Annotated in this window: 19 protein-coding genes and 1 pseudogene; 16 read left to right on the plus strand and 4 right to left on the minus strand. The window is 62.5% G+C overall.

The window, feature by feature from the left end:
• The first annotated feature begins 447 nt into the window (after positions 1–447).
• The gene (locus tag MKS11_RS26460; protein WP_049114923.1) at positions 448–1,569 is read left to right on the plus strand and encodes a cupin domain-containing protein; all 1,122 of its coding nucleotides are present in this window, start codon (positions 448–450) and stop codon (positions 1,567–1,569) included.
• 57 nt (positions 1,570–1,626) lie between these two features.
• Here MKS11_RS26460 and MKS11_RS26465 read toward each other — a convergent pair whose 3' ends face one another.
• Positions 1,627–3,066 (minus strand): Cu(+)/Ag(+) sensor histidine kinase, encoded by a 1,440-nt coding sequence (locus MKS11_RS26465; protein WP_064151183.1) that lies wholly within the window; start codon positions 3,064–3,066, stop codon positions 1,627–1,629.
• Positions 3,056–3,739, minus strand: coding sequence for a copper response regulator transcription factor CusR (gene cusR, locus MKS11_RS26470; RefSeq protein ID WP_049092870.1), 684 nt, complete (start codon positions 3,737–3,739; stop codon positions 3,056–3,058). Before cusR ends, MKS11_RS26465 begins: the two co-directional genes overlap by 11 nt.
• Before the next feature lie 172 nt (positions 3,740–3,911).
• Here cusR and MKS11_RS26475 point away from each other — a divergent pair, with 172 nt between their 5' ends.
• From MKS11_RS26475 to MKS11_RS26495, 5 genes are all read left to right on the plus strand, one after another.
• Entirely contained in the window at positions 3,912–5,297 is a 1,386-nt protein-coding gene (locus MKS11_RS26475; RefSeq protein WP_043523269.1) for an efflux transporter outer membrane subunit, read from the plus strand.
• Positions 5,298–5,314: 17 nt separating this feature from the next.
• Complete coding sequence (cusF, locus tag MKS11_RS26480) at positions 5,315–5,659, plus strand: cation efflux system protein CusF (protein WP_017900885.1); 345 nt, start codon at positions 5,315–5,317, stop codon at positions 5,657–5,659.
• A gap of 44 nt (positions 5,660–5,703) precedes the next feature.
• Positions 5,704–6,975 (plus strand): efflux RND transporter periplasmic adaptor subunit, encoded by a 1,272-nt coding sequence (locus MKS11_RS26485; protein WP_064183498.1) that lies wholly within the window; start codon positions 5,704–5,706, stop codon positions 6,973–6,975.
• An 11-nt stretch (positions 6,976–6,986) separates the two neighbouring features.
• The gene (locus MKS11_RS26490) at positions 6,987–10,136 is read left to right on the plus strand and encodes a CusA/CzcA family heavy metal efflux RND transporter (RefSeq protein ID WP_065878545.1); all 3,150 of its coding nucleotides are present in this window, start codon (positions 6,987–6,989) and stop codon (positions 10,134–10,136) included.
• 72 nt (positions 10,137–10,208) lie between these two features.
• Entirely contained in the window at positions 10,209–10,556 is a 348-nt protein-coding gene (locus tag MKS11_RS26495) for a DUF1294 domain-containing protein (protein WP_087771543.1), read from the plus strand.
• A gap of 9 nt (positions 10,557–10,565) precedes the next feature.
• On the opposite strand, the gene MKS11_RS26500 is transcribed toward MKS11_RS26495, so the two are convergent.
• Positions 10,566–11,099, minus strand: coding sequence for a lipocalin family protein (locus MKS11_RS26500; RefSeq protein WP_002887259.1), 534 nt, complete (start codon positions 11,097–11,099; stop codon positions 10,566–10,568).
• Positions 11,100–11,216: 117 nt separating this feature from the next.
• On the opposite strand from MKS11_RS26500, the gene MKS11_RS26505 reads away from it, so the two are divergent.
• The 10 genes from MKS11_RS26505 to MKS11_RS26550 all read left to right on the plus strand — a co-directional run bounded on the left by MKS11_RS26505 (position 11,217) and on the right by MKS11_RS26550 (position 19,031).
• The gene (locus MKS11_RS26505; RefSeq protein WP_004206722.1) at positions 11,217–11,945 is read left to right on the plus strand and encodes a MerR family transcriptional regulator; all 729 of its coding nucleotides are present in this window, start codon (positions 11,217–11,219) and stop codon (positions 11,943–11,945) included.
• A gap of 231 nt (positions 11,946–12,176) precedes the next feature.
• Positions 12,177–12,611 (plus strand): nuclear transport factor 2 family protein, encoded by a 435-nt coding sequence (locus MKS11_RS26510; protein ID WP_032456946.1) that lies wholly within the window; start codon positions 12,177–12,179, stop codon positions 12,609–12,611.
• On the plus strand, positions 12,608–13,327 hold the full coding sequence (locus MKS11_RS26515; RefSeq protein ID WP_017900889.1) for an SDR family NAD(P)-dependent oxidoreductase: 720 nt from the start codon (positions 12,608–12,610) through the stop codon (positions 13,325–13,327). Before MKS11_RS26510 ends, MKS11_RS26515 begins: the two co-directional genes overlap by 4 nt.
• Positions 13,324–14,583, plus strand: a complete 1,260-nt coding sequence (locus MKS11_RS26520) for an NAD(P)/FAD-dependent oxidoreductase (protein ID WP_069734380.1) — start codon at positions 13,324–13,326, stop codon at positions 14,581–14,583. The genes MKS11_RS26515 and MKS11_RS26520 overlap by 4 nt, the downstream gene beginning before the upstream one ends.
• 1 nt (position 14,584) lies before the next feature.
• Positions 14,585–15,307, plus strand: coding sequence for a DUF1365 domain-containing protein (locus MKS11_RS26525; protein WP_284109776.1), 723 nt, complete (start codon positions 14,585–14,587; stop codon positions 15,305–15,307).
• Positions 15,304–16,524, plus strand: a complete 1,221-nt coding sequence (locus MKS11_RS26530; RefSeq protein ID WP_004888756.1) for a cyclopropane-fatty-acyl-phospholipid synthase family protein — start codon at positions 15,304–15,306, stop codon at positions 16,522–16,524. The genes MKS11_RS26525 and MKS11_RS26530 overlap by 4 nt, the downstream gene beginning before the upstream one ends.
• Complete coding sequence (locus tag MKS11_RS26535; protein ID WP_065905214.1) at positions 16,521–17,006, plus strand: DUF2878 domain-containing protein; 486 nt, start codon at positions 16,521–16,523, stop codon at positions 17,004–17,006. The genes MKS11_RS26530 and MKS11_RS26535 overlap by 4 nt, the downstream gene beginning before the upstream one ends.
• On the plus strand, positions 17,003–17,527 hold the full coding sequence (locus MKS11_RS26540; RefSeq protein ID WP_087771544.1) for a hypothetical protein: 525 nt from the start codon (positions 17,003–17,005) through the stop codon (positions 17,525–17,527). Before MKS11_RS26535 ends, MKS11_RS26540 begins: the two co-directional genes overlap by 4 nt.
• Positions 17,524–18,075, plus strand: coding sequence for a DUF3833 domain-containing protein (locus MKS11_RS26545; RefSeq protein ID WP_004206729.1), 552 nt, complete (start codon positions 17,524–17,526; stop codon positions 18,073–18,075). Before MKS11_RS26540 ends, MKS11_RS26545 begins: the two co-directional genes overlap by 4 nt.
• Positions 18,072–19,031, plus strand: a complete 960-nt coding sequence (locus MKS11_RS26550; RefSeq protein WP_004206730.1) for a DUF523 and DUF1722 domain-containing protein — start codon at positions 18,072–18,074, stop codon at positions 19,029–19,031. Before MKS11_RS26545 ends, MKS11_RS26550 begins: the two co-directional genes overlap by 4 nt.
• 189 nt (positions 19,032–19,220) lie before the next feature.
• On the opposite strand, the pseudogene MKS11_RS26555 reads toward MKS11_RS26550, so the two are convergent.
• Positions 19,221–19,342, minus strand: a pseudogene (locus MKS11_RS26555) (hypothetical protein); the annotation flags it as partial.

Raw genomic sequence — 19,342 nt, forward strand, 5'->3', positions numbered from 1 at the left:
GTTGCGACGCGCTTTAGCGCTCTGTCGCGAGGTGGCGTATATTACGCTTTCCTCTTTCAGAGTCAACCCGTTTTTCAGGATTTTTCTCTTCAACCGAACCGGCTGTTTGTGTGAAGTGATTCACATCTGCCGTGTCAGTGGGAGCGCATTATAGGGAGTTCGCCGGAAGTAGCAAGGGTTAAAATAGAAAAATCTTATCGACCGCTCACTATTTGAACTTTTCGCTTATTCCTCTTTTTATCATTGAAGCCGCCATCCCAGTGTTCATGCGGCCTGCAGCGTAGTTAACGCGAAGAACGCTTTTTGGCAAAAAAGTGATTTTTCTCTCTTACCCAACGCCATTATCGCGCCGATGGTGAATTAAGCGCCACTCTTGACCCACGACAAAGCGCCCGCGCGGCCCCCCTTCCTATAATCAGGCCCGTTTCTTCTTACTGGTAATAATCGATGGCTTATCAACTCAACATTAACTGGCCCGAGTTTTTAGAGAAATACTGGCAAAAGCAGCCGGTGGTTTTAAAAAACGCGTTTCCGGACTTCGTCGACCCGATTACCCCGGACGAGCTGGCCGGGTTAGCCATGGAGCCGGAAGTCGACAGCCGGCTGGTCAGTCTGGCCAACGGTAAATGGCAGGCCAGCAATGGACCTTTTGAACATTTCGATGGCCTGGGCGAGACCGGCTGGTCGCTGCTGGCCCAGGCGGTAAACCACTGGCATATGCCGGCCGCCGAGCTGGTGCGACCGTTCCGCGTACTGCCGGACTGGCGTCTGGACGACCTGATGATCTCCTTCTCCGTCCCCGGCGGCGGCGTCGGGCCGCATATCGATCAATATGACGTCTTTATTATTCAGGGCATGGGCAGCCGCCGCTGGCGCGTGGGGGATAAGCTGCCGATGCGTCAGTTCTGCCCGCATCCGGCACTGCTGCACGTCGACCCGTTCCCGCCGATCATTGATGAAGATCTGCAGCCGGGCGATATCCTCTATATTCCACCGGGATTCCCGCACGATGGGATCACCCACGAAACCGCGCTGAACTACTCCGTCGGCTTCCGCGGGCCCAACGGCCGCGACCTGATCAGCAGCTTCGCCGACTATGTGCTGGAGAACGATCTTGGCGGCGAGCACTACAGCGATCCGGACCTCACCTGCCGCGAGCATCCTGGCCGGGTTGAAGAGTATGAACTCGAACGTCTACGCGGCATGATGATCGACATGATTCGCCAGCCGGAAGACTTCAAACAGTGGTTCGGCAGTTTCGTCACCACCCCGCGTCACGAGCTGGATATTGCGCCGGCGGAACCGGCATATGAAGAAGAGGAAGTGGTCGATGCGCTGCTGGGCGGCGAAAAGCTCTCCCGCCTGAGCGGCCTGCGCGTTCTGCATATCGGCGACAGCTTCTTCGTGCATAGCGAACAGCTGGACACCACCGATGCCGAAGCGCTGGATGCGCTGTGCCGCTATACCTCATTAGGTCAGGAAGAGCTCGGCAGCGGCCTGCAGAATCCGGCGTTCGTGAGCGAACTGACGCGGCTGATTAATCAGGGCTACTGGTACTTCGAAGAGTAAGAGAGTCGCGATACTGCGGGCAGCCGCCTGGCGCTGCCCGCTGGCTTTCAGCCGTTATTACGCCTGTTTCGGCAACACCACAATAAACCGCGTCGAGCGCAGATCGGACTGCGCCGCCACGCTGCCGTGGTGGGCGCTGACGATGGATTTCACTATCGCCAGGCCGATGCCGCTGCCCTCCCCTTTGCGCTGGCGCGAGGGGTCGACGCGATAGAAACGGTCAAACAGCCGCGGCAGATGTTCGGCGGCAATCGGCGTACCGGGATTCTCCACCACCAGGCGGACCGTCTCCGCGCTTTCGCTCAGCGCGATCGTCACCGCCTGGCCAGCCGGGGTGTAGCGGATCGCGTTCGACAGCAGATTGCTGATCGCCCGCCGCAGCATCAGCGGATCGCCCGTCACCCGGCAGGGGCTGCCGACAAAGCGCAGCGCCACCGCCTTCTCTTCCGCCCACGCCTCGAAAAACTCAAACACCTTATGCACTTCCTCAGCCAGATCCAGTTCCCGCTGTTCGGGGATCAGCTGGTTGTTATCGGCCTGGGCGAGGAACAGCATATCGCTGACCATCCGCGACATACGCGAGAACTCTTCGAGATTGGAGTAGAGCACCTCTTCCAGCTCCTGCTGGCTGCGGCTCTGGCTTAAGGCGATTTCGGTTTGCGTCACCAGGTTGGTGATCGGCGTGCGGATCTCATGGGCGATATCGGCGGAGAAGTTCGACTGACGGGTAAAGACATCCTCCATCCGCTCCAGCATGTGGTTAAAGGAGAGCGCGAGCCGCTCAAGTTCGATAGGCACCGCCTGCGGGTCGAGGCGCACATCGAGATCCCGCGAGGTAATATTCTGGATCTGCCGGCTGATCTGGCGGATCGGTTTATGTCCCTGATAGACCACAAACAGCACGATGGCGACGATCAGCAGGCTGATTATCGACGCGGCGGAAATCAGCTTCGCTTTCAGCTCATTAATATAGTGCAGGTGAAAATCGATGGATAAGGCCATCAGCAGATGGTACGCCGGTTTGCCGTCCGCCTGCTTGCCCAGCGGCAGCATGATCAGCCGCCAGGCACGGGTCTCCATTTGATGATTATCGTGCGCCATTGCCCGCGGCTGCGGGTCGGTCCATGAAATCACATTCCCGTCGCGCAGCTGCATCGCCAGGCCTGGCGTACTCAGCATATGGCTGAGATCTGGCCCGTTGGGCGACTGGAACAGAATATTGCCCTGCCCATCGTCCAGGCAGATAAAGACGTTGGCGTAACCCGCAATGATATTCTTCACGATCTCCAGTCGCCGCGCCTGCGGGTAGTCAGCGTGGTCGAGGACCGTCTCCAGGGTGGTGCTGAGCTGCCTGAGATCGTGAACGTCGCGCTCTTCAAAGTGGGCCTTCACCGAATGGATCATGATCCAGGTGAAGGCAAAAAAGGCGATGATGGTGGCGAGGCTAATAAAGAAGCTCAGCCGGGTGGCCAGGGAAAAGGGGCGCTTAGCAGCCATCCGGCACCTCAAGCATATAGCCGACGCCGCGCACGGTCTGGATCAGCTTCGGCTCGAAGTCGTTATCGATTTTGGCGCGCAGCCGCTTCACCGCCACGTCTATCGCGTTGGTATCGCTGTCGAAATTCATATCCCACACCTGCGAGGCAATCAGCGAACGCGGCAGCACCTCGCCCTGATGGCGCAGGAAGAACTCCAGCAGAGTGAACTCCTTGCTGGTCAGGGTGATGCGGGTGGCGCCGCGCGTCACCTTACGGCTGACCAGATCGACGCTGAGATCCGCCGCCTGAAACTGGCTTTCGACAATAACCGCCGCTCCGCGGCGCAGCAGCGTCCGCACCCGCGCCAGCAGTTCCGCAAAGGCGAACGGCTTCACCAGATAGTCGTCGGCACCCAGCTCCAGCCCCTTCACCCGATGCTCAATGGTGCCCAACGCGGTAAGCAGCAGGATCGGCATGCCTTTCCCGGCGGCGCGCAGCATGCGCACGATATCCCAGCCGTTCACGTCCGGCAGCATGATGTCGAGGATCAGCAGATCATAGTCACCGGTCATCGCCAGGTGATAGCCGTTAAGGCCGTTATCGGCCAGGTCGACGACGAAGCCAGCCTCGGTGAGCCCTTTGGTCAGGTACTCCCCGGTTTTCTTCTCATCTTCGACAATCAAAATCTTCACCGCAGGCTCCTTCACGCGCGTTCTGTGCGGGTATTCAATTTTAGAGGAGCGCCTCCGGATAGCAATGAAATATCAGGAAAATGACAGCTTTGTCATTTTCCTGTCACGTCCTGAACAGAGGCCGCTACGTAAAGTAGCCGCCATGGATAAATCGTCGAAAACGTCTGCCGCCATGCGCCCAATAACGCGTCTTACCCTCAGCGTGATACTCGCCTTAACCGGCTGTGTCTCGCTCGCTCCGGACTACCAGCGCCCCGCCGCGCCGGTACCGCAGCAGTTCTCTCTCAGCCAGAACAAGCTGGTGACCGCAACCGCGGGCTATCAGGAGACCGGCTGGCGCACCTTTTTCGTCGACCCGCAGGTGAAAAGCCTGATTGGCACCGCGCTGACCAACAACCGCGATCTGCGGATGGCGACGCTGAAAGTGCAGGAAGCCCGCGCCCAGTATCGGGTGACCGATGCTGACCGCTACCCGCAATTGAACGGTGACGGCAGCACCACCTACGGCGGCAAGCTTAAAGGCGACACCACCACCAGCAACGATTACGCTGCCGGCCTGAATCTCAGCTATGACCTCGACTTCTTTGGCCGGCTGAAAAACCTTAGCGAGGTCGACCGGGAGAACTTCTTCGCCAGCGAAGAGGCCCGGCGCGCAGTGCATATCCTGTTGATTGCTAACGTTTCACAAAGCTACTTCAACCAGCGGCTGGCGGCAGCGCAGCTGCAGGTGGCCAACGATACCCTGCAAAACTATCAGCAGTCTTACGCGTTCGTTGAAAAACAGCTGCTGACCGGGAGCACTACCGTGCTGGCGCTGGAGCAGGCGCGGGGGATGATCGAGAGCACCCGCGCCGATATCGCCAGACGGCAGGGCCAGTTGGCGCAGGCTAATAACGCTCTGCAGCTGTTGCTCGGCAGCTATCAACCTCTGCCGGACGATAGCGCCAGCAGCGCCGTCGATCTGCAAGGCGTTACCCTGCCGCCATCGCTCTCCTCAGCGATCCTGCTGCAGCGGCCGGATATTTTAGAGGCCGAACACAGCCTGCGGGCGGCCAACGCCAACATCGGCGCCGCGCGGGCGGCCTTCTTTCCGTCGATCACCCTGACCAGCTCGCTCTCCGGTAGCAGCAGCGAGCTCGCCAGCCTGTTTAACGCCGGCAGCGCGATGTGGAACTTCATCCCCAAAATCGACATACCGATTTTCAACGCCGGGCGCAATCAGGCCAACCTCGATCTGGCGGAGATCCGCCAGCAGCAGCAGGTGGTCAACTACGAGCAAAAAATCCAGTCCGCCTTTAAAGAGGTAGCCGACGCGCTGGCCCTGCGCCAGAGCCTGGCCGATCAAATTGCCGCACAGGAGCGCTATCTCGCGTCGCTGAATATCACCCTGCAGCGCGCCACCGCGCTCTATCGCCACGGCGCGGTCAGCTACATCGAAGTGCTGAGCGCCCAGCGCGATATTTTCACCACCCGACAAACCCTGCTGGAACTCAACTATTCCCGTCAGGCAAATGAAATCACCCTGTTCACCGCCCTCGGCGGCGGCTGGATGGAATAACCCAAGGAGTCCCGATCATGAATTCACTGTCTAAAGTCGCCCTGTTCACTCTGATTTCTGGCGCGGTGTTCGCCGTCCAGGCCGCCGACCCGCACGCCGGCATGGCGATGCACGAACAGCCCGCCGCCGCGCAGACGCAAAGCATCAGCGGCAAAGGGGTCATTAAAGCCATTGATATGGATAGCAAAAAAATCACCATCGCCCACGAAGCCATCCCGGCGGTGAACTGGCCGCCGATGACCATGCGCTTCACCATCACCCCGCAGACCCAGCTCAACAATGTGAAGGACGGCGACAGCGTGGACTTCACCTTCGTTCAGCAGGGCAACCTGTCGCTGCTGCAGGATATTCGCGCCCACTAATGGCCCGGCGACGGCAAGCCTCTCAACGACGGAATGGACAACACATGGCATCCCTGACACTGAAAAACACGGTGCTGATCCTCGGCAGCATGGCGATCGGCGGCGCGCTCACCGCAGCGCTGTATACCCGGACTGCGGCGCCCCACGACGCTGCCGCAGCCGCCCCGGCGGCCGAGCAGCAGCGTAAAGTGCTGTTCTGGTACGATCCGATGTACCCGAACACCCGCTTTGATAAACCGGGTAAATCGCCGTTTATGGATATGGACCTGGTGCCGAAATACGCCGATGAGGAGAGTGCCGCCGCCGGGGCGCCGGGGGTGCGTATCGACCCGACGCAGACCCAGAATCTTGGCGTGAAAACCGCCGCCGTCACCCGCGGGCCGCTGCGCTACGCCCAGGCCTTCCCGGCCAACATCAGCTACAACGAGTACCAGTACGTGATTATGCAGGCGCGGGCGGCGGGCTTTATTAATAAAGTCTATCCCCTGACCGTCGGCGACAAAGTGCAACAAGGTACGCCGCTGCTGGAACTGACCATCCCGGACTGGGTGGAAGCGCAGAGCGAATACCTGCTATTGCAGGAGACCGGCGGCACCGCCACCCAGGTCGAGGGGATCCTCGAGCGGCTGCGTCTCGCCGGAATGCCGGACGACGATATCCGCCGCCTGAAAGCCACGCGCAAGATCCAGACCCGTTTCACCCTCAAGGCGCCCATCGACGGGGTGATCACCGCCTTCGATCTGCGCGCCGGAATGAACATCGCCAAAGATAACGTGGTGGCGAAAATTCAGGGCATGGATCCGGTGTGGGTCAGCGTGGCGGTCCCCGAGTCCATCGCCTGGCTGATCAAAGACGCCTCGCAGTTCAATATTCAGGTTCCCGCCTGGCCGGACAAAACCTTCCGCATCAGCAAATGGACGATCCTCCCCAGCGTCGATAGCGCCACCCGCACCCTGCAGCTGCGCCTGCAGGTCAACAACCCAGATGAAGCGCTGAAGCCGGGGATGAACGCCTATCTGCAGCTGACCAGTGAAAGCGCGCCGATGCTGCTGATCCCCTCCAAAGCGCTGATCGACAGCGGCAGCGAGCAGCGGGTAATCACCGTGGATAACGAGGGCCGCTTCGTGCCGAAGCGGGTCCAGGTCTTCCATGAATCCAATGGCGTCACGGCCATTCGCAGCGGGCTGCAGGAGGGCGAGAAAGTGGTCGCCAGCGGCCTGTTCCTGATCGACTCGGAGGCCAATATCGCCGGCGCGCTGGAGCGCATGCGCGCGCAGGCCCCGGATGCCGTTGCCCCTGCCGCCCACGCGCACTGAGGAAAGGAACCATGATTGAATGGATTATCCGCCGCTCGGTGGCCAACCGCTTCCTGGTGATGATGGGCGCGCTGTTTCTCAGCCTCTGGGGGACCTGGACCATCGTCCATACGCCGGTGGACGCCCTGCCGGATCTCTCCGACGTACAGGTGATCGTCAAAACCAGCTACCCGGGACAGGCGCCGCAGATCGTCGAAAACCAGGTCACCTGGCCGCTAACCACCACCATGCTGTCGGTGCCCGGCGCCAGAACGGTGCGCGGCTTCTCGCAGTTTGGCGACTCTTATGTGTATGTGATTTTTGAAGACGGCACCGATCCTTACTGGGCGCGCTCGCGGGTGCTGGAGTATCTCAACCAGGTACAGGGCAAACTGCCCGCCGGGGTGAGCGCCGAAATGGGCCCGGATGCCACCGGCGTCGGCTGGGTCTTCGAGTACGCGCTGGTCGACCGCAGCGGCAAGCACGATCTCGCCGAACTGCGCTCCCTGCAGGACTGGTTCTTAAAATACGAGCTGAAAACCATTCCTAACGTCTCAGAAGTGGCGTCGGTGGGCGGCGTGGTCAAGGAGTACCAGATTGTCGTCGACCCGATGAAGCTGACCCAGTACGGCATCAGCCTCGGCGAGGTGAAATCGGCGCTGGACGCCTCTAATCAGGAGGCGGGCGGCTCTTCGGTCGAACTGGCGGAAGCCGAATATATGGTGCGCGCCAGCGGCTATCTGCAGACCCTCGACGACTTCAAAAACATTGTGCTGAAAACCGGTGACAACGGCGTGCCGGTGTATCTCGGCGACGTCGCGCGGGTACAGGTCGGCCCGGAGATGCGCCGCGGTATCGCCGAACTGAACGGCGAAGGCGAAGTGGCCGGCGGGGTGGTGATCCTGCGCTCCGGCAAGAACGCCCGGGAAGCGATCTCGGCGGTCAAAGAAAAACTGGCGTCGCTGCAAAGCAGCCTGCCGGAAGGGGTTGAAGTCGTCACCACCTACGACCGCAGCCAGCTTATCGACCGCGCCATCGACAACCTCAGCCACAAACTGCTGGAAGAGTTTATCGTCGTCGCCCTGGTCTGCGCCCTGTTCCTGTGGCACGTGCGCTCGGCGCTGGTGGCGATTATCTCCCTGCCGCTCGGCCTGTGCTTCGCCTTTATCATGATGCATTTCCAGGGACTCAACGCCAACATCATGTCGCTGGGCGGGATCGCCATTGCGGTGGGAGCGATGGTCGATGCCGCCATCGTGATGATTGAGAACGCCCACAAGCGGCTGGAGGAGTGGGCGCATCAGCATCCGGGAGAGAAGCTCGGCAACGACAGGCGCTGGAAAATCATTACCGACGCCTCGGTGGAGGTTGGCCCGGCGCTGTTTATCAGCCTGCTGATCATCACCCTGTCGTTTATCCCCATTTTCACCCTCGAAGGCCAGGAGGGCAAACTGTTCGGCCCGCTGGCCTTCACCAAAACCTGGTCGATGGCCGGGGCGGCGCTGCTGGCGATCATGGTGATCCCGATCCTGATGGGCTTCTGGATCCGCGGCAGGATCCCGGCGGAGAGCAGCAACCCGCTGAACCGCTTTTTGATCCGCATTTATCACCCGCTGCTGCTGAAGGTGCTGCACTGGCCGAAGACCACCCTGCTGATCGCGCTCCTGTCGATCCTGACGGTTGTCTGGCCGCTTAACCGGGTCGGCGGGGAGTTTCTGCCGCAGATCAACGAGGGCGATCTGCTGTATATGCCGTCAACGCTGCCGGGGATCTCCGCCTCGCAGGCGGCGGATATGCTGCAGAAGACCGACAAGCTGATCATGACGGTGCCGGAGGTGGCGCGGGTGTTCGGCAAAACGGGTAAGGCAGACACCGCTACCGACTCCGCGCCGCTGGAGATGGTGGAGACCACCATTCAGCTCAAGCCGCAGGATCAGTGGCGGCCGGGGATGACCATGGAGAAGATCGTCGACGAACTGGACAAGACCGTGCGCCTGCCGGGGCTGGCGAACCTGTGGGTGCCGCCGATCCGCAACCGCATCGACATGCTCTCCACCGGCATCAAGAGCCCGATTGGCATTAAGGTTTCCGGCACTAACCTGGCCGATATCGACGCCATCGCCGGGCAAATTGAGGTGGTGGCGCGCAGCGTGCCGGGGGTTACGTCAGCGTTAGCCGAGCGGCTGGTGGGCGGGCGCTACCTCGACATTGATATCCAGCGTGAGAAGGCGGCCCGCTACGGGATGACCGTCGGCGACGTGCAGCTGTTCGTCTCGTCCGCTATCGGCGGGGCGATGGTCGGCGAAACGGTGGAGGGCGTCGAGCGCTATCCGATCAACATCCGCTACCCGCAGAGCTATCGCGACAGCCCGCAGACCCTGCGCCAGCTGCCGATCCTCACCCCGCTGGAGCAGCAGATCGTCCTCAGCGACGTCGCCGAGGTGAAGGTGGTCAGCGGGCCATCGATGCTGAAGACCGAGAACGCCCGCCCCACCAGCTGGATCTACATCGACGCCCGCGACCGTGACATGGTGTCAGTGGTGCACGATCTGCAGCAGGCCATCGGCAAAGCGGTGAAGCTGAAGCCGGGCATCAGCGTGTCGTATTCCGGGCAGTTCGAGCTGCTGGAGCGCGCCAATCAGAAGCTGAAGCTGATGGTGCCGATGACGCTGATGATTATCTTTGTGCTGCTGTACCTGGCGTTCCGCCGCGTCGGCGAGGCGCTGCTGATCATCGCCAGCGTGCCGTTCGCCCTTGTGGGCGGGATCTGGTTCCTCTACTGGATGGGGTTCCATCTGTCGGTAGCCACCGGCACCGGCTTTATCGCCCTGGCCGGGGTGGCCGCGGAGTTTGGCGTGGTGATGCTGATGTACCTGCGCCACGCCATCGAGGCGGAGCCGGCGCTGGAGAACCCGCAGACCTTCAGCGCCGAGAAGCTCGACGAGGCGCTGTATCAGGGGGCGGTGCTGCGCGTGCGGCCGAAGGCGATGACCGTGGCGGTGATTATCGCCGGCCTGTTGCCGATTTTGTGGGGCACCGGCGCCGGGTCGGAGGTGATGAGCCGCATCGCCGCGCCGATGATTGGCGGAATGATCACCGCCCCGCTGCTGTCACTGTTTATTATTCCGGCGGCGTATAAGCTGATGTGGCTGTTCCGGCATCGGGGCAAGCGCGGCCGATAGCCCGCCGCGTTTACGCCGGTCCGGGAAATTGGCTATAGTGGCGCCATTCTTCTGGCCGGCATGAACGTCCCTATGAATCTGAACCTGGTATGTTATTCCCTGCTGCTGCTCACCGCCGTGGGCAGCGCCCTGCTGCCCTACCCGCTGGCGATGTGGTTTTTACTGAGCAGCCTTCTGACATGGCTTATCTATGGCGCCGACAAGCTGGCGGCACGCAAAGCCTGGCGCCGGGTGCCAGAAACCACGCTGCTGGTGCTGGGCCTGGTGGGAGGCTGGCCGGGGGCCATCCTCGGCCAGCAGTGCTTTAGTCATAAAACGCAAAAGCAGCCCTTCCGGACGTGGTTTTTCATCAGCGTGGCGCTGAACGTGGCGGCGCTGGCCGGGCTGTACGTGGTTTATACCCACCTGCTCAGCCGCTAAGGGGCGAGGCTAGCGCGGCGTCTGGCGGATCCACACCAGGCGATCGACGTCAAAGCCCAGCTCGCGCGCGGTATTCAGGTAATCCTGCTTCACCGCCGCCGGAATGGTGGGGGTGCGCGACAGGATCCACAGATAGTCGCGGTTGGGGCCGCTGACCAGCGCGTACTGGTAGTCGTCGTCCAGACGGATAACGTTATAGCCGCCGTAGAATGGCCCGAAGAACGACACCTTCAGCGCCGCGGTGGTGGGGGCGCCGGTGAAATAGGCTTTCCCGTCGCTCTCATTCCAGCGTTTTTTAACCGGGTCATAACCGCGATTGACGACGCTGATCCCCCCGTCGCTGCGGGCGCCGTAGGTAGCGGTCACCTGCTCCAGGCCTCGCTCGAAGCGATTCTCCAGGCGAGCGACCTCATACCATTTTCCGAGATAACGACTGGCGTCAAACCCGCTAATCGGCTGTACGCCCTTCGGCGGGGTGGGCGATTTGCAGGCCACGAGGGTCAACGCGATAGCGACGCCAGTGACAACAGGCCATAGCTTCATGAGAACTCCTTTCATTTACGCGGTTGGGGGAAAGTGTAGTGCAAAGCCGCTACACTTCACGCCAGCCGACGTGATTCGTAGTATATTGAGAATATTCTTTGTTAACAGGTGGCCTCCATGCCTTACTCCATCGGCGAATTTGCCCGACTTTGCGGGATAAATGCGACCACGCTTCGCGCCTGGCAGCGCCGCTACGGCCTGCTTAAGCCGCTGCGCACCGATGGTGGACACCGTCTGTACAGCGATGACGACGTCCAGCAGGCGCTGAAGATCCTCGACTGGGTGAAAAAAGGGGTGCCGGTTAGCCAGGTGAAGCCCCTGCTGTCGCGCCCCGGCGCGCGGCGCACCAACAACTGGCTGACGCTGCAGGAGACCATGCTGCAGCGGCTGAAAGAGGGAAAAATCGAGTCCCTGCGCCAGCTTATCTACGATGCCGGGCGCGAATATCCGCGTCAGGAGCTGGTGACCGAGGTGCTGCGTCCGCTGCGCAGCCAGGTCTCCGCCAACGTACCGGCCATCATGACCCTGCGCGAAATCCTCGACGGCATCATCATCGCCTACACCTCGTTTTGCCTCGAAGGCGATAAGAAGGCGCCCGGGGATAACTTTCTGATCACCGGCTGGCACCTGACCGACGCCTGCGAAATCTGGCTTGAGGCGCTCAAGCGTACCGGCCAGGGTCATCGCATCGACGTCCTGCCGGTGCCTCCTGCCGCCCTGGCGCCGGAGATTTTTCCCCAGCGCAACTGGCTGCTGGTCACCAGCGGCAAACTCTCCGCCGCTCGTCAGAGGCAGATCGAACTCTGGCAGCAGCAGGTCGTCTCCCTCGAGGTGATCCCGCTCTAACCCCCTGTTTTCACTTACCTCCACACTCTGTTCCGCCAGCGCCCGGTGGCGCGGCGGGCGCACGCTTGCCCTTTGCGCCACGCGTGATTTCCACCCTTTAAAACACCAATAATAAACATATGATTTTTAACACAAATAAAATATATTTTTCCACAAACTTGGACAAATAATTTTATTTGTGTAAGTTTTAAGTATGCCATTACGCCACCGTGTTTAGCCAGGATGTGATCCATGAGCACCTCGCCGTCCGTGATTCGTCGTTTCGTTGAGTACTACGCCGGGCTGGATGCGCAGCCGCCCTCGGCGCTGGCCGCGCTGTACCATCCGGACGCGACGCTGAGCGATCCTTTTGGTCAGCACCAGGGGCTGTTCGCCATCCAGCGCTACTTTACCCATCTGCTGGCCAACGTGGAGCAGTGCCGGTTCACCATCGACACGCCGCTCTGCGACGGTCAGCGGTTCGCCGTGACCTGGACCATGCACTGGTCGCATCCGCGCATTGCCGGCGGAGAAACGCTAGCCCTGCCGGGCTGCTCGGTGGTGGACATCGCCGGGGAGCAGATTCTCCATCAACGCGACTTCTACGACGCCGGGGAGATGATCTACGAGCATCTTCCCCTGCTGGGCTGGGCGGTACGCGGCGTGAAACGGAGGGTGCGCTCATGATGACGGTGCTTATCACCGGCGCCAGCTCCGGGATTGGCGCCGGCCTGGCGAAATCCTTCGCGGCGGATGGCCACCTGGTCATCGCCTGCGGGCGCGATGCGTCGCGCCTGACGGCGCTGCAGCAGTTCAGCCCCAATATCAGCGCGCGCCTGTTCGATATGACAGACAGGGACGCCTGTCGCCAGGCGCTGACGGGCTGTTTTGCCGACCTGATCATTCTCTGCGCGGGCACCTGCGAATACCTCGATCACGGACAGGTGGATGCCGCCCTCGTGGAGCGGGTGATGGCCACCAACTTCCTTGGGCCGGTGAACTGCCTGGCGGCGCTGCAGACGCAGCTGGAGGCTGGCGATCGGGTGGTGCTGGTCAGCTCCATGGCGCACTGGCTGCCCTTCCCGCGCGCGGAAGCCTATGGCGCCTCCAAGGCGGCGCTGACCTGGTTTGCCAACAGCCTGCGTCTTGACTGGGAGCCGAAAGGGGTCGCCGTCACGGTGGTCTCTCCAGGCTTCGTCGACACCCCGCTGACGCGCAAAAACGACTTTGCCATGCCCGGCCGGGTGAGCGTGGATCGGGCAGTGGCGGCGATCCGCCACGGCCTGGCGAAGGGAAAAAACCACATCGCCTTCCCCACCGGTTTCAGCCTGGCCCTGCGGCTGCTGGCCAGCCTGCCGTCAGGTATGCAGCGCCTGCTGTTGCGCAGGATGGTGCGCTCATGAACATCGCCATCATCGGCAGCGGCATCGCCGGGCTGACCTGCGCCTGGCGGCTGGCCGGACACCATCAGGTGACGCTGTTCGAAGCGGGCGCCACGCCGGGCGGCCACACCGCCACCGTGGATGTCGCAACGCCGCAGGGCACCTGGGCCATCGATACCGGATTTATCGTCTACAACGATCGCACCTATCCGCGCTTTATGGGCCTGCTCAGCGAGCTGGGGATCGACGGGCAAAAAACGCAGATGAGCTTCTCGGTCCACAACCCGGCCAGCGGCCTGGAGTACAACGGCCACAGCCTGACCTCGCTCTTCGCCCAGCGACGCAATCTGCTGAAGCCGGCCTTCTGGGGGCTGCTGAGCGAGATCGTCCGCTTCAACCGGCTGGCAAAACTGGCGCTGACCGAGGCGCTGGATCCGGGCGCGACGCTGGAGAACTTCCTCTCCCGCCACCGTTTTAGCCCCTTCTTCGCCCGCCACTATATCCTGCCGATGGGGGCGGCCATCTGGTCGTCGTCGCTGCAGGAGATGCGCCGCTTCCCGCTACCGCTGTTTTTGCGCTTCTTTGAAAACCACGGTCTGCTGGATATTCGCGATCGTCCGCAATGGTACGTGGTGCCCGGCGGTTCCCGGGAATACGTCCGCGCCCTGCTCGCCAGGCTCGGCGATCGCCTGGACCTGCGGCTCAACGCGCCGGTGCAGCAGGTGGACCGCCACCCGGCGGGAGTTATCCTGCGACTGGCGTCCGGGGAGGCGCATTTTGACCAGGTGATCTTCGCCTGCCACTCCGCGCAGGCGCTGGCGATGCTGGCGGCGCCCACCGACGCCGAGCGTGAGGTGCTGGGGGATATCGCCTGGCAGCGCAACGAGGTGGTGCTGCACAGCGATCCGCGCTGGCTACCGGAGCGCCAGCGCGCCTGGGCCAGCTGGAACTATCGCCTGAGCGACGGGGATTTGGCCCGGGCCTGCGTCACCTACAACATGAATATTCTCCAGGGGCTGCCTGCGGGCGCCCCCCTGTTCTGCGTCACTCTGAACCCGGACGCGCCAGTGGACGATCGCTATGTCTGGCAGCGCTTCGTCTATGAGCATCCGCTGTTTAACCCGCAAAGCTGGTCGGCCCAGCTGCGGCGCGAAGAGATTAACGGCCAGCAGCGGAGCTGGTACTGCGGGGCCTACTGGTACAACGGCTTTCATGAGGACGGGGTGCGCAGTGCGCTCGACGTGGTGCAGGGCATCGCCGCGGCGGAGGACAACTGAAATGAACAGCTGCCTCTATCAGGGCGTCCTGCGCCACCGTCGCCTGCAGCCGAAGGCGCACCACTTCGTCTACCGCCTGTTTATGGCCTGGCTTGACCTCGACGAACTGGACAGGCTGCCTGAGGCGGGCATCCGTCGCAACCGCCTGGCCGCCGCCGCCTGGTACGACGCCGATTATCCGCTGGGCGCGCCGCTGAAGGCCCAGGTGCTGAACCGGCTGGAGAGCCTGACCGGCTGCCGCCCGGCAGGCCGCGTGATGCTCCTGACCCAGCTGCGCTACTTCGGCTTCCATTTTAATCCGGTCAACTTTTACTACTGCTATGACGAAGCCGACACCCTGCGCTGGGTGCTGGCCGAAGTGCGCAACACGCCATGGAATGAGCGTCATTACTACGCGGTGGACGGCCAGCAGGCGCACCCGCTGGAGAAAGCCTTTCACGTTTCGCCGTTTAACCCGATGGACATGGTCTATCACTGGCGCTTCAACGCGCCGGGCAAAACGCTGCACATGCACATTGAAAACCATCAGGCCAGCAAGGTGTTCGACGCCACGCTGGCCCTGAGCCGCGTGCCGTTAACCCGCGCCAACCTGCGCGGGCTGCTGCTGCGTCTGCCGATGATGACCCTGAAAACCGTCCTCGCCATCTACTGGCAGGCGCTGCGGCTGTGGCTGAAGCGCCTGCCGCTGTACAACCATCCTGTCAGCAGGAGTGAACGCTCATGACCGATCCCGTCTTTGCGCTTGAACCCGATGTGCCGCGCAACGTGCGGCTCGCGCGCTGGCTGCTCTTTCGTCTGTTGAGCGGCCTCCGCGAAGGCTCGCTCACCGTGCGCGAAGGGGCGCAGACTTTTCATTTTGGCGACCCCGCCGCCGCGCTGCGCGCAGAGGCGCGGGTCTGCACGCCGGAGGTGTACTGGCGTCTGCTAACCGGCGGCAGTCTCGCGGCGGCCGAGGCCTGGATGGACGGCGACTGGGAGAGCCACCAGCTGACGGCGCTGTTGCAGATCCTCGCGCGCAACGGCGAGGTGCTGGGGCGTCTGGAGCGCGGCTTTCGTCTGCTGGGTAAGCCTGTCGCCCGCCTGCGCCACTGGACTCGACGCAACACCCGCGCCCAGGCGCGGGAGAACATTGCCGCCCATTACGACCTCGGCAACGAATTTTATGCCCACTTTCTGGATGACGACCTGCTCTACTCCAGCGCGCTGTTTACCGACGACGAGCAGGATCTGACCCAGGCCCAGCGGGCCAAGATGGCGCGTCTGTGCGACCAGCTGGCGCTCAACCCCGGCGATCATCTGCTGGAGATTGGCACCGGCTGGGGGGCGCTGGCCGAATACGCCGCCCGCCATTACGGTTGCCGGGTCACGACTACCACCCTTTCCCGGGAGCAGCACCGCTGGGCTACCGAGCGCATGGCCCGCGCCGGGCTGCAGGATCGCGTCGAGGTGCTGCTCTGCGACTACCGCGATCTGCGCGGCGAGTACGACAAACTGGTGTCGGTGGAGATGATTGAGGCGGTGGGCCAGCGCTACCTCCCGGCCTTCTTCCGCACCTGCCAGGCGCGCCTGCGCCCGGGCGGTAAAATGGCCCTGCAGGCGATCACCATTCAGGATCAGCGCTATCGCGACTACAGCAAAAGCGTCGATTTTATCCAGCGCTACATCTTCCCGGGCGGCTTTTTGCCCAGCATCACGGCAATGAGCGAGCTGATGACCCGCCATACCGATTTTGTGGTGCGCAACCTGTTCGACATGGGCCCGGACTATGCCCGCACCCTGGCGCACTGGCGGCAGCGATTTACCCACGCCTGGCAGGATATTGAAAAGCTCGGCTTTGATGAGCGCTTCCGCCGGATGTGGCTCTACTACTTTGGCTATTGCGAAGCCGGATTTAACGCCCGCACCATCAGCGTGGTGCAGCTCACCGCGGAGCGGGTATGACACGCCCGGCGCAGCACTTGCTGATGGCCCTCGCGTTCGATGTTTACTGGACGCTGGTGGTGATGTTGCGCGAGCGCGGCCTGCTGATCTGGCTGACGCTGGCGCTGTTCGCCTGGCTGCGGTTGCCGGCGGCCAGTCGTCCGCCCGCCCTGCTGCTGGCCGCGGCGGGCTGCGGGCTGGACGCCTGCTGGGCGCTGGCGGGGCTGATTGATTTTCCCGGCGACAGCCTGCTGCCCCTGTGGATGGTGGCCCTGTGGCTGATGTTCGCCGTCGTCTGGACCCGACTGACCCGCACCGCGACGCTTCCCGGCTGGGTGCTGGCTACGGCGGCGACCCTCGGCGGCCCGGTGGCCTACCTGATCGGCGCTCGCCTCGGAGCCATGACCCTGCTGGTGCCGACGGCGCTTGCTGTGGCCGCCATGGCCTGCGGCTGGCTGGTGATCATGCTGCTGTTCCATCTGGGGATGGGGAGGCAAAAATGAGATTCGCCCTGTTACTGCTATGGCTGACCGTCCTCGCCCCGGCGGCCCACGCCGCCGACTGGCTGGCGTGGCGCCGCGTCGGCGAGGCGACCCTCACCTGGGGGCCGTTCACCGTCTATCACTCACAGCTGCGCACGCCCAATGGTCGGTATGACGGCCCGCAGCAGGATCGGGCGCTGATCATCACCTACCAGCGCGACATCGATCGCGAGGCGCTGGTGGACGCCACCCGCGACCAGTGGCAGGCGCAGGGTATTCTGCAGCAGGAGCCACGCAGCGAAGCCTGGCTGCGCATGCTGCAGGGGCTCTGGCCCAACGTCGCGCCGGGCAGCCAGCTGGCGTTCGTGGTCCGCGGCGGCGAGGGGCAGTTCTGGTACCGCGCCAGCGCCGCACAGACCGCCTTTACCCCGCTCGGCCCGCGCCAGTCGGCGGCGTTCAGCACCCGCTTTCTCGCCATCTGGCTCGATCCACGCACCACTTATCCCGAACTGCGTCAGCAGTTGATCGGAGGTACACCATGAAACGCATTCTGACCCTTGGCCTGGCGCTGCTGATGCTGATGCTCGCCGGCTGCAGTACCGAGGTCACCGAATACCGGCAGCAGCAGCCCGCCCTCGACATCTTTCACTATTTTCAGGGTCGAACCGAAGCGTGGGGGATGGTGCAGGATCGCAACGGCAAGCAGCTGCGACGCTTCCATGTTGAGATCGATGGCGACGTCGTCGGCGATACCCTGACGCTCCATGAGCGCTTTGTCTATGACGATGGCGAGAAGCAGCAGCGGGTATGGCGCATTCGCCGCACCGGCGATAACCGTTATCAGGGCACCGCCGGGGATATCGAAGGCGTGGCCAGCGGCCAGGCGGCAGGCAATGCCTTTCACTGGCGCTACAGCATGAACGTCGAGGCCAGCGGCAGCCGGTGGCTACTGCACTTTGACGACTGGATGTACCTGCAGGACGGCAGCCATTTGTTTAACAAAACCGAGATGAAGAAATTCGGCATTACGGTCGCCACCGTGACCCTTTTCTTTACCCGAACCACAGCAGAAGAGAGGACAGCGCCATGAACACGCAACCTGTCATTGGGATCAGCGGATGTTTAACCGGCTCAGCCGTGCGATTCGACGGCGGGCATAAGCGTATGGGCTTTGTGATGGATGAGCTCGCGCAGTGGGTGGCGTTTAAGCCAGTCTGCCCGGAGATGGCGATCGGCCTGCCCGTACCCCGCCCGGCGCTCCGCCTGGTGCAGACTCCGGTCGGGGAGATCCGCATGCGCTTCAGCCACGCCCCGCACGAGGATGTGACGGAGAAGATGGCCGATTTTGCCAACGCCCATCTGGCAACTCTGGGCGAGCTGTCGGGCTTTATCGTCTGCGCCAAATCGCCGAGCTGCGGGATGGAGCGCGTGCGGCTGTATGACGAAAAAGGCAATCGCGGGCGTAAGGAAGGCGTGGGGCTGTTTACCGGCGCCCTGATGGCGCGCTACCCGTGGCTGCCGGTGGAAGAGGATGGCCGGCTGCACGATCCGCTGCTGCGGGAGAATTTTGTCGAGCGCGTTTTCGCCCTGCATGAACTCAACGCCCTGCGCGCCCGCGGCCTGACCCGCCACGGCCTGCTGGCCTTTCACAGCCGCTACAAGCTGCAGCTGCTGGCTCACCACCAGGCGGGCTACCGCGAGATCGGCCCGTTCGTCGCCTCGCTGCATGAATGGGAGGATCTGGAGGCTTTCTTCGAGGTCTACCGCGAAAAGCTGATGGCGATCCTCAAGCGGCCCGCCTCGCGGAAAAACCACACCAACGTGCTGATGCATATTCAGGGTTATTTCCGCGACCAGCTGAACAGCCGCCAGCGCGGCGAGCTGCGGGAGGTTATCCTCAACTATCGCGCCGGACTGCTGCCGATCCTCGCGCCGCTGACGCTGCTTAAGCACTATCTGGCCGAGTATCCGGATCGCTACCTGCAGGCGCAGAACTATTTTGACCCCTATCCGCAGGATCTGGCCCTGCGCCTGACGGTGAACTGAGGGGGGATGGGCCAGCTGCCCGGCGGTGCTGCGCTTGCGCGGGCCTGGGGGGGGGGTCCCGCAGGCTTCCTCAGGAACGTTGGCCGGATAAGGCATGTATGCCGCCATCCGGCATAAATGGAGCGCACCAGTCGTAGCCCGGCTAAGCGTAGCGCCAGCCGGGAACGCTCCTTCGGCAACGCTATCGCATCAGAACCACGCCTCAAACATCCCGCCGACGTTCAGCGAATCCAGCTGCTGGTCCTGGGTGCCGTTGACCTTCGCGGTATGCTCATTGTCCACCTGGCCGCCGGTCACGTAGAAGCGCAGCA

The sequence above is a fragment of the Klebsiella sp. K5-45 genome (assembly GCF_030128605.1).
Classification (GTDB): domain Bacteria; phylum Pseudomonadota; class Gammaproteobacteria; order Enterobacterales; family Enterobacteriaceae; genus Klebsiella; species Klebsiella quasipneumoniae.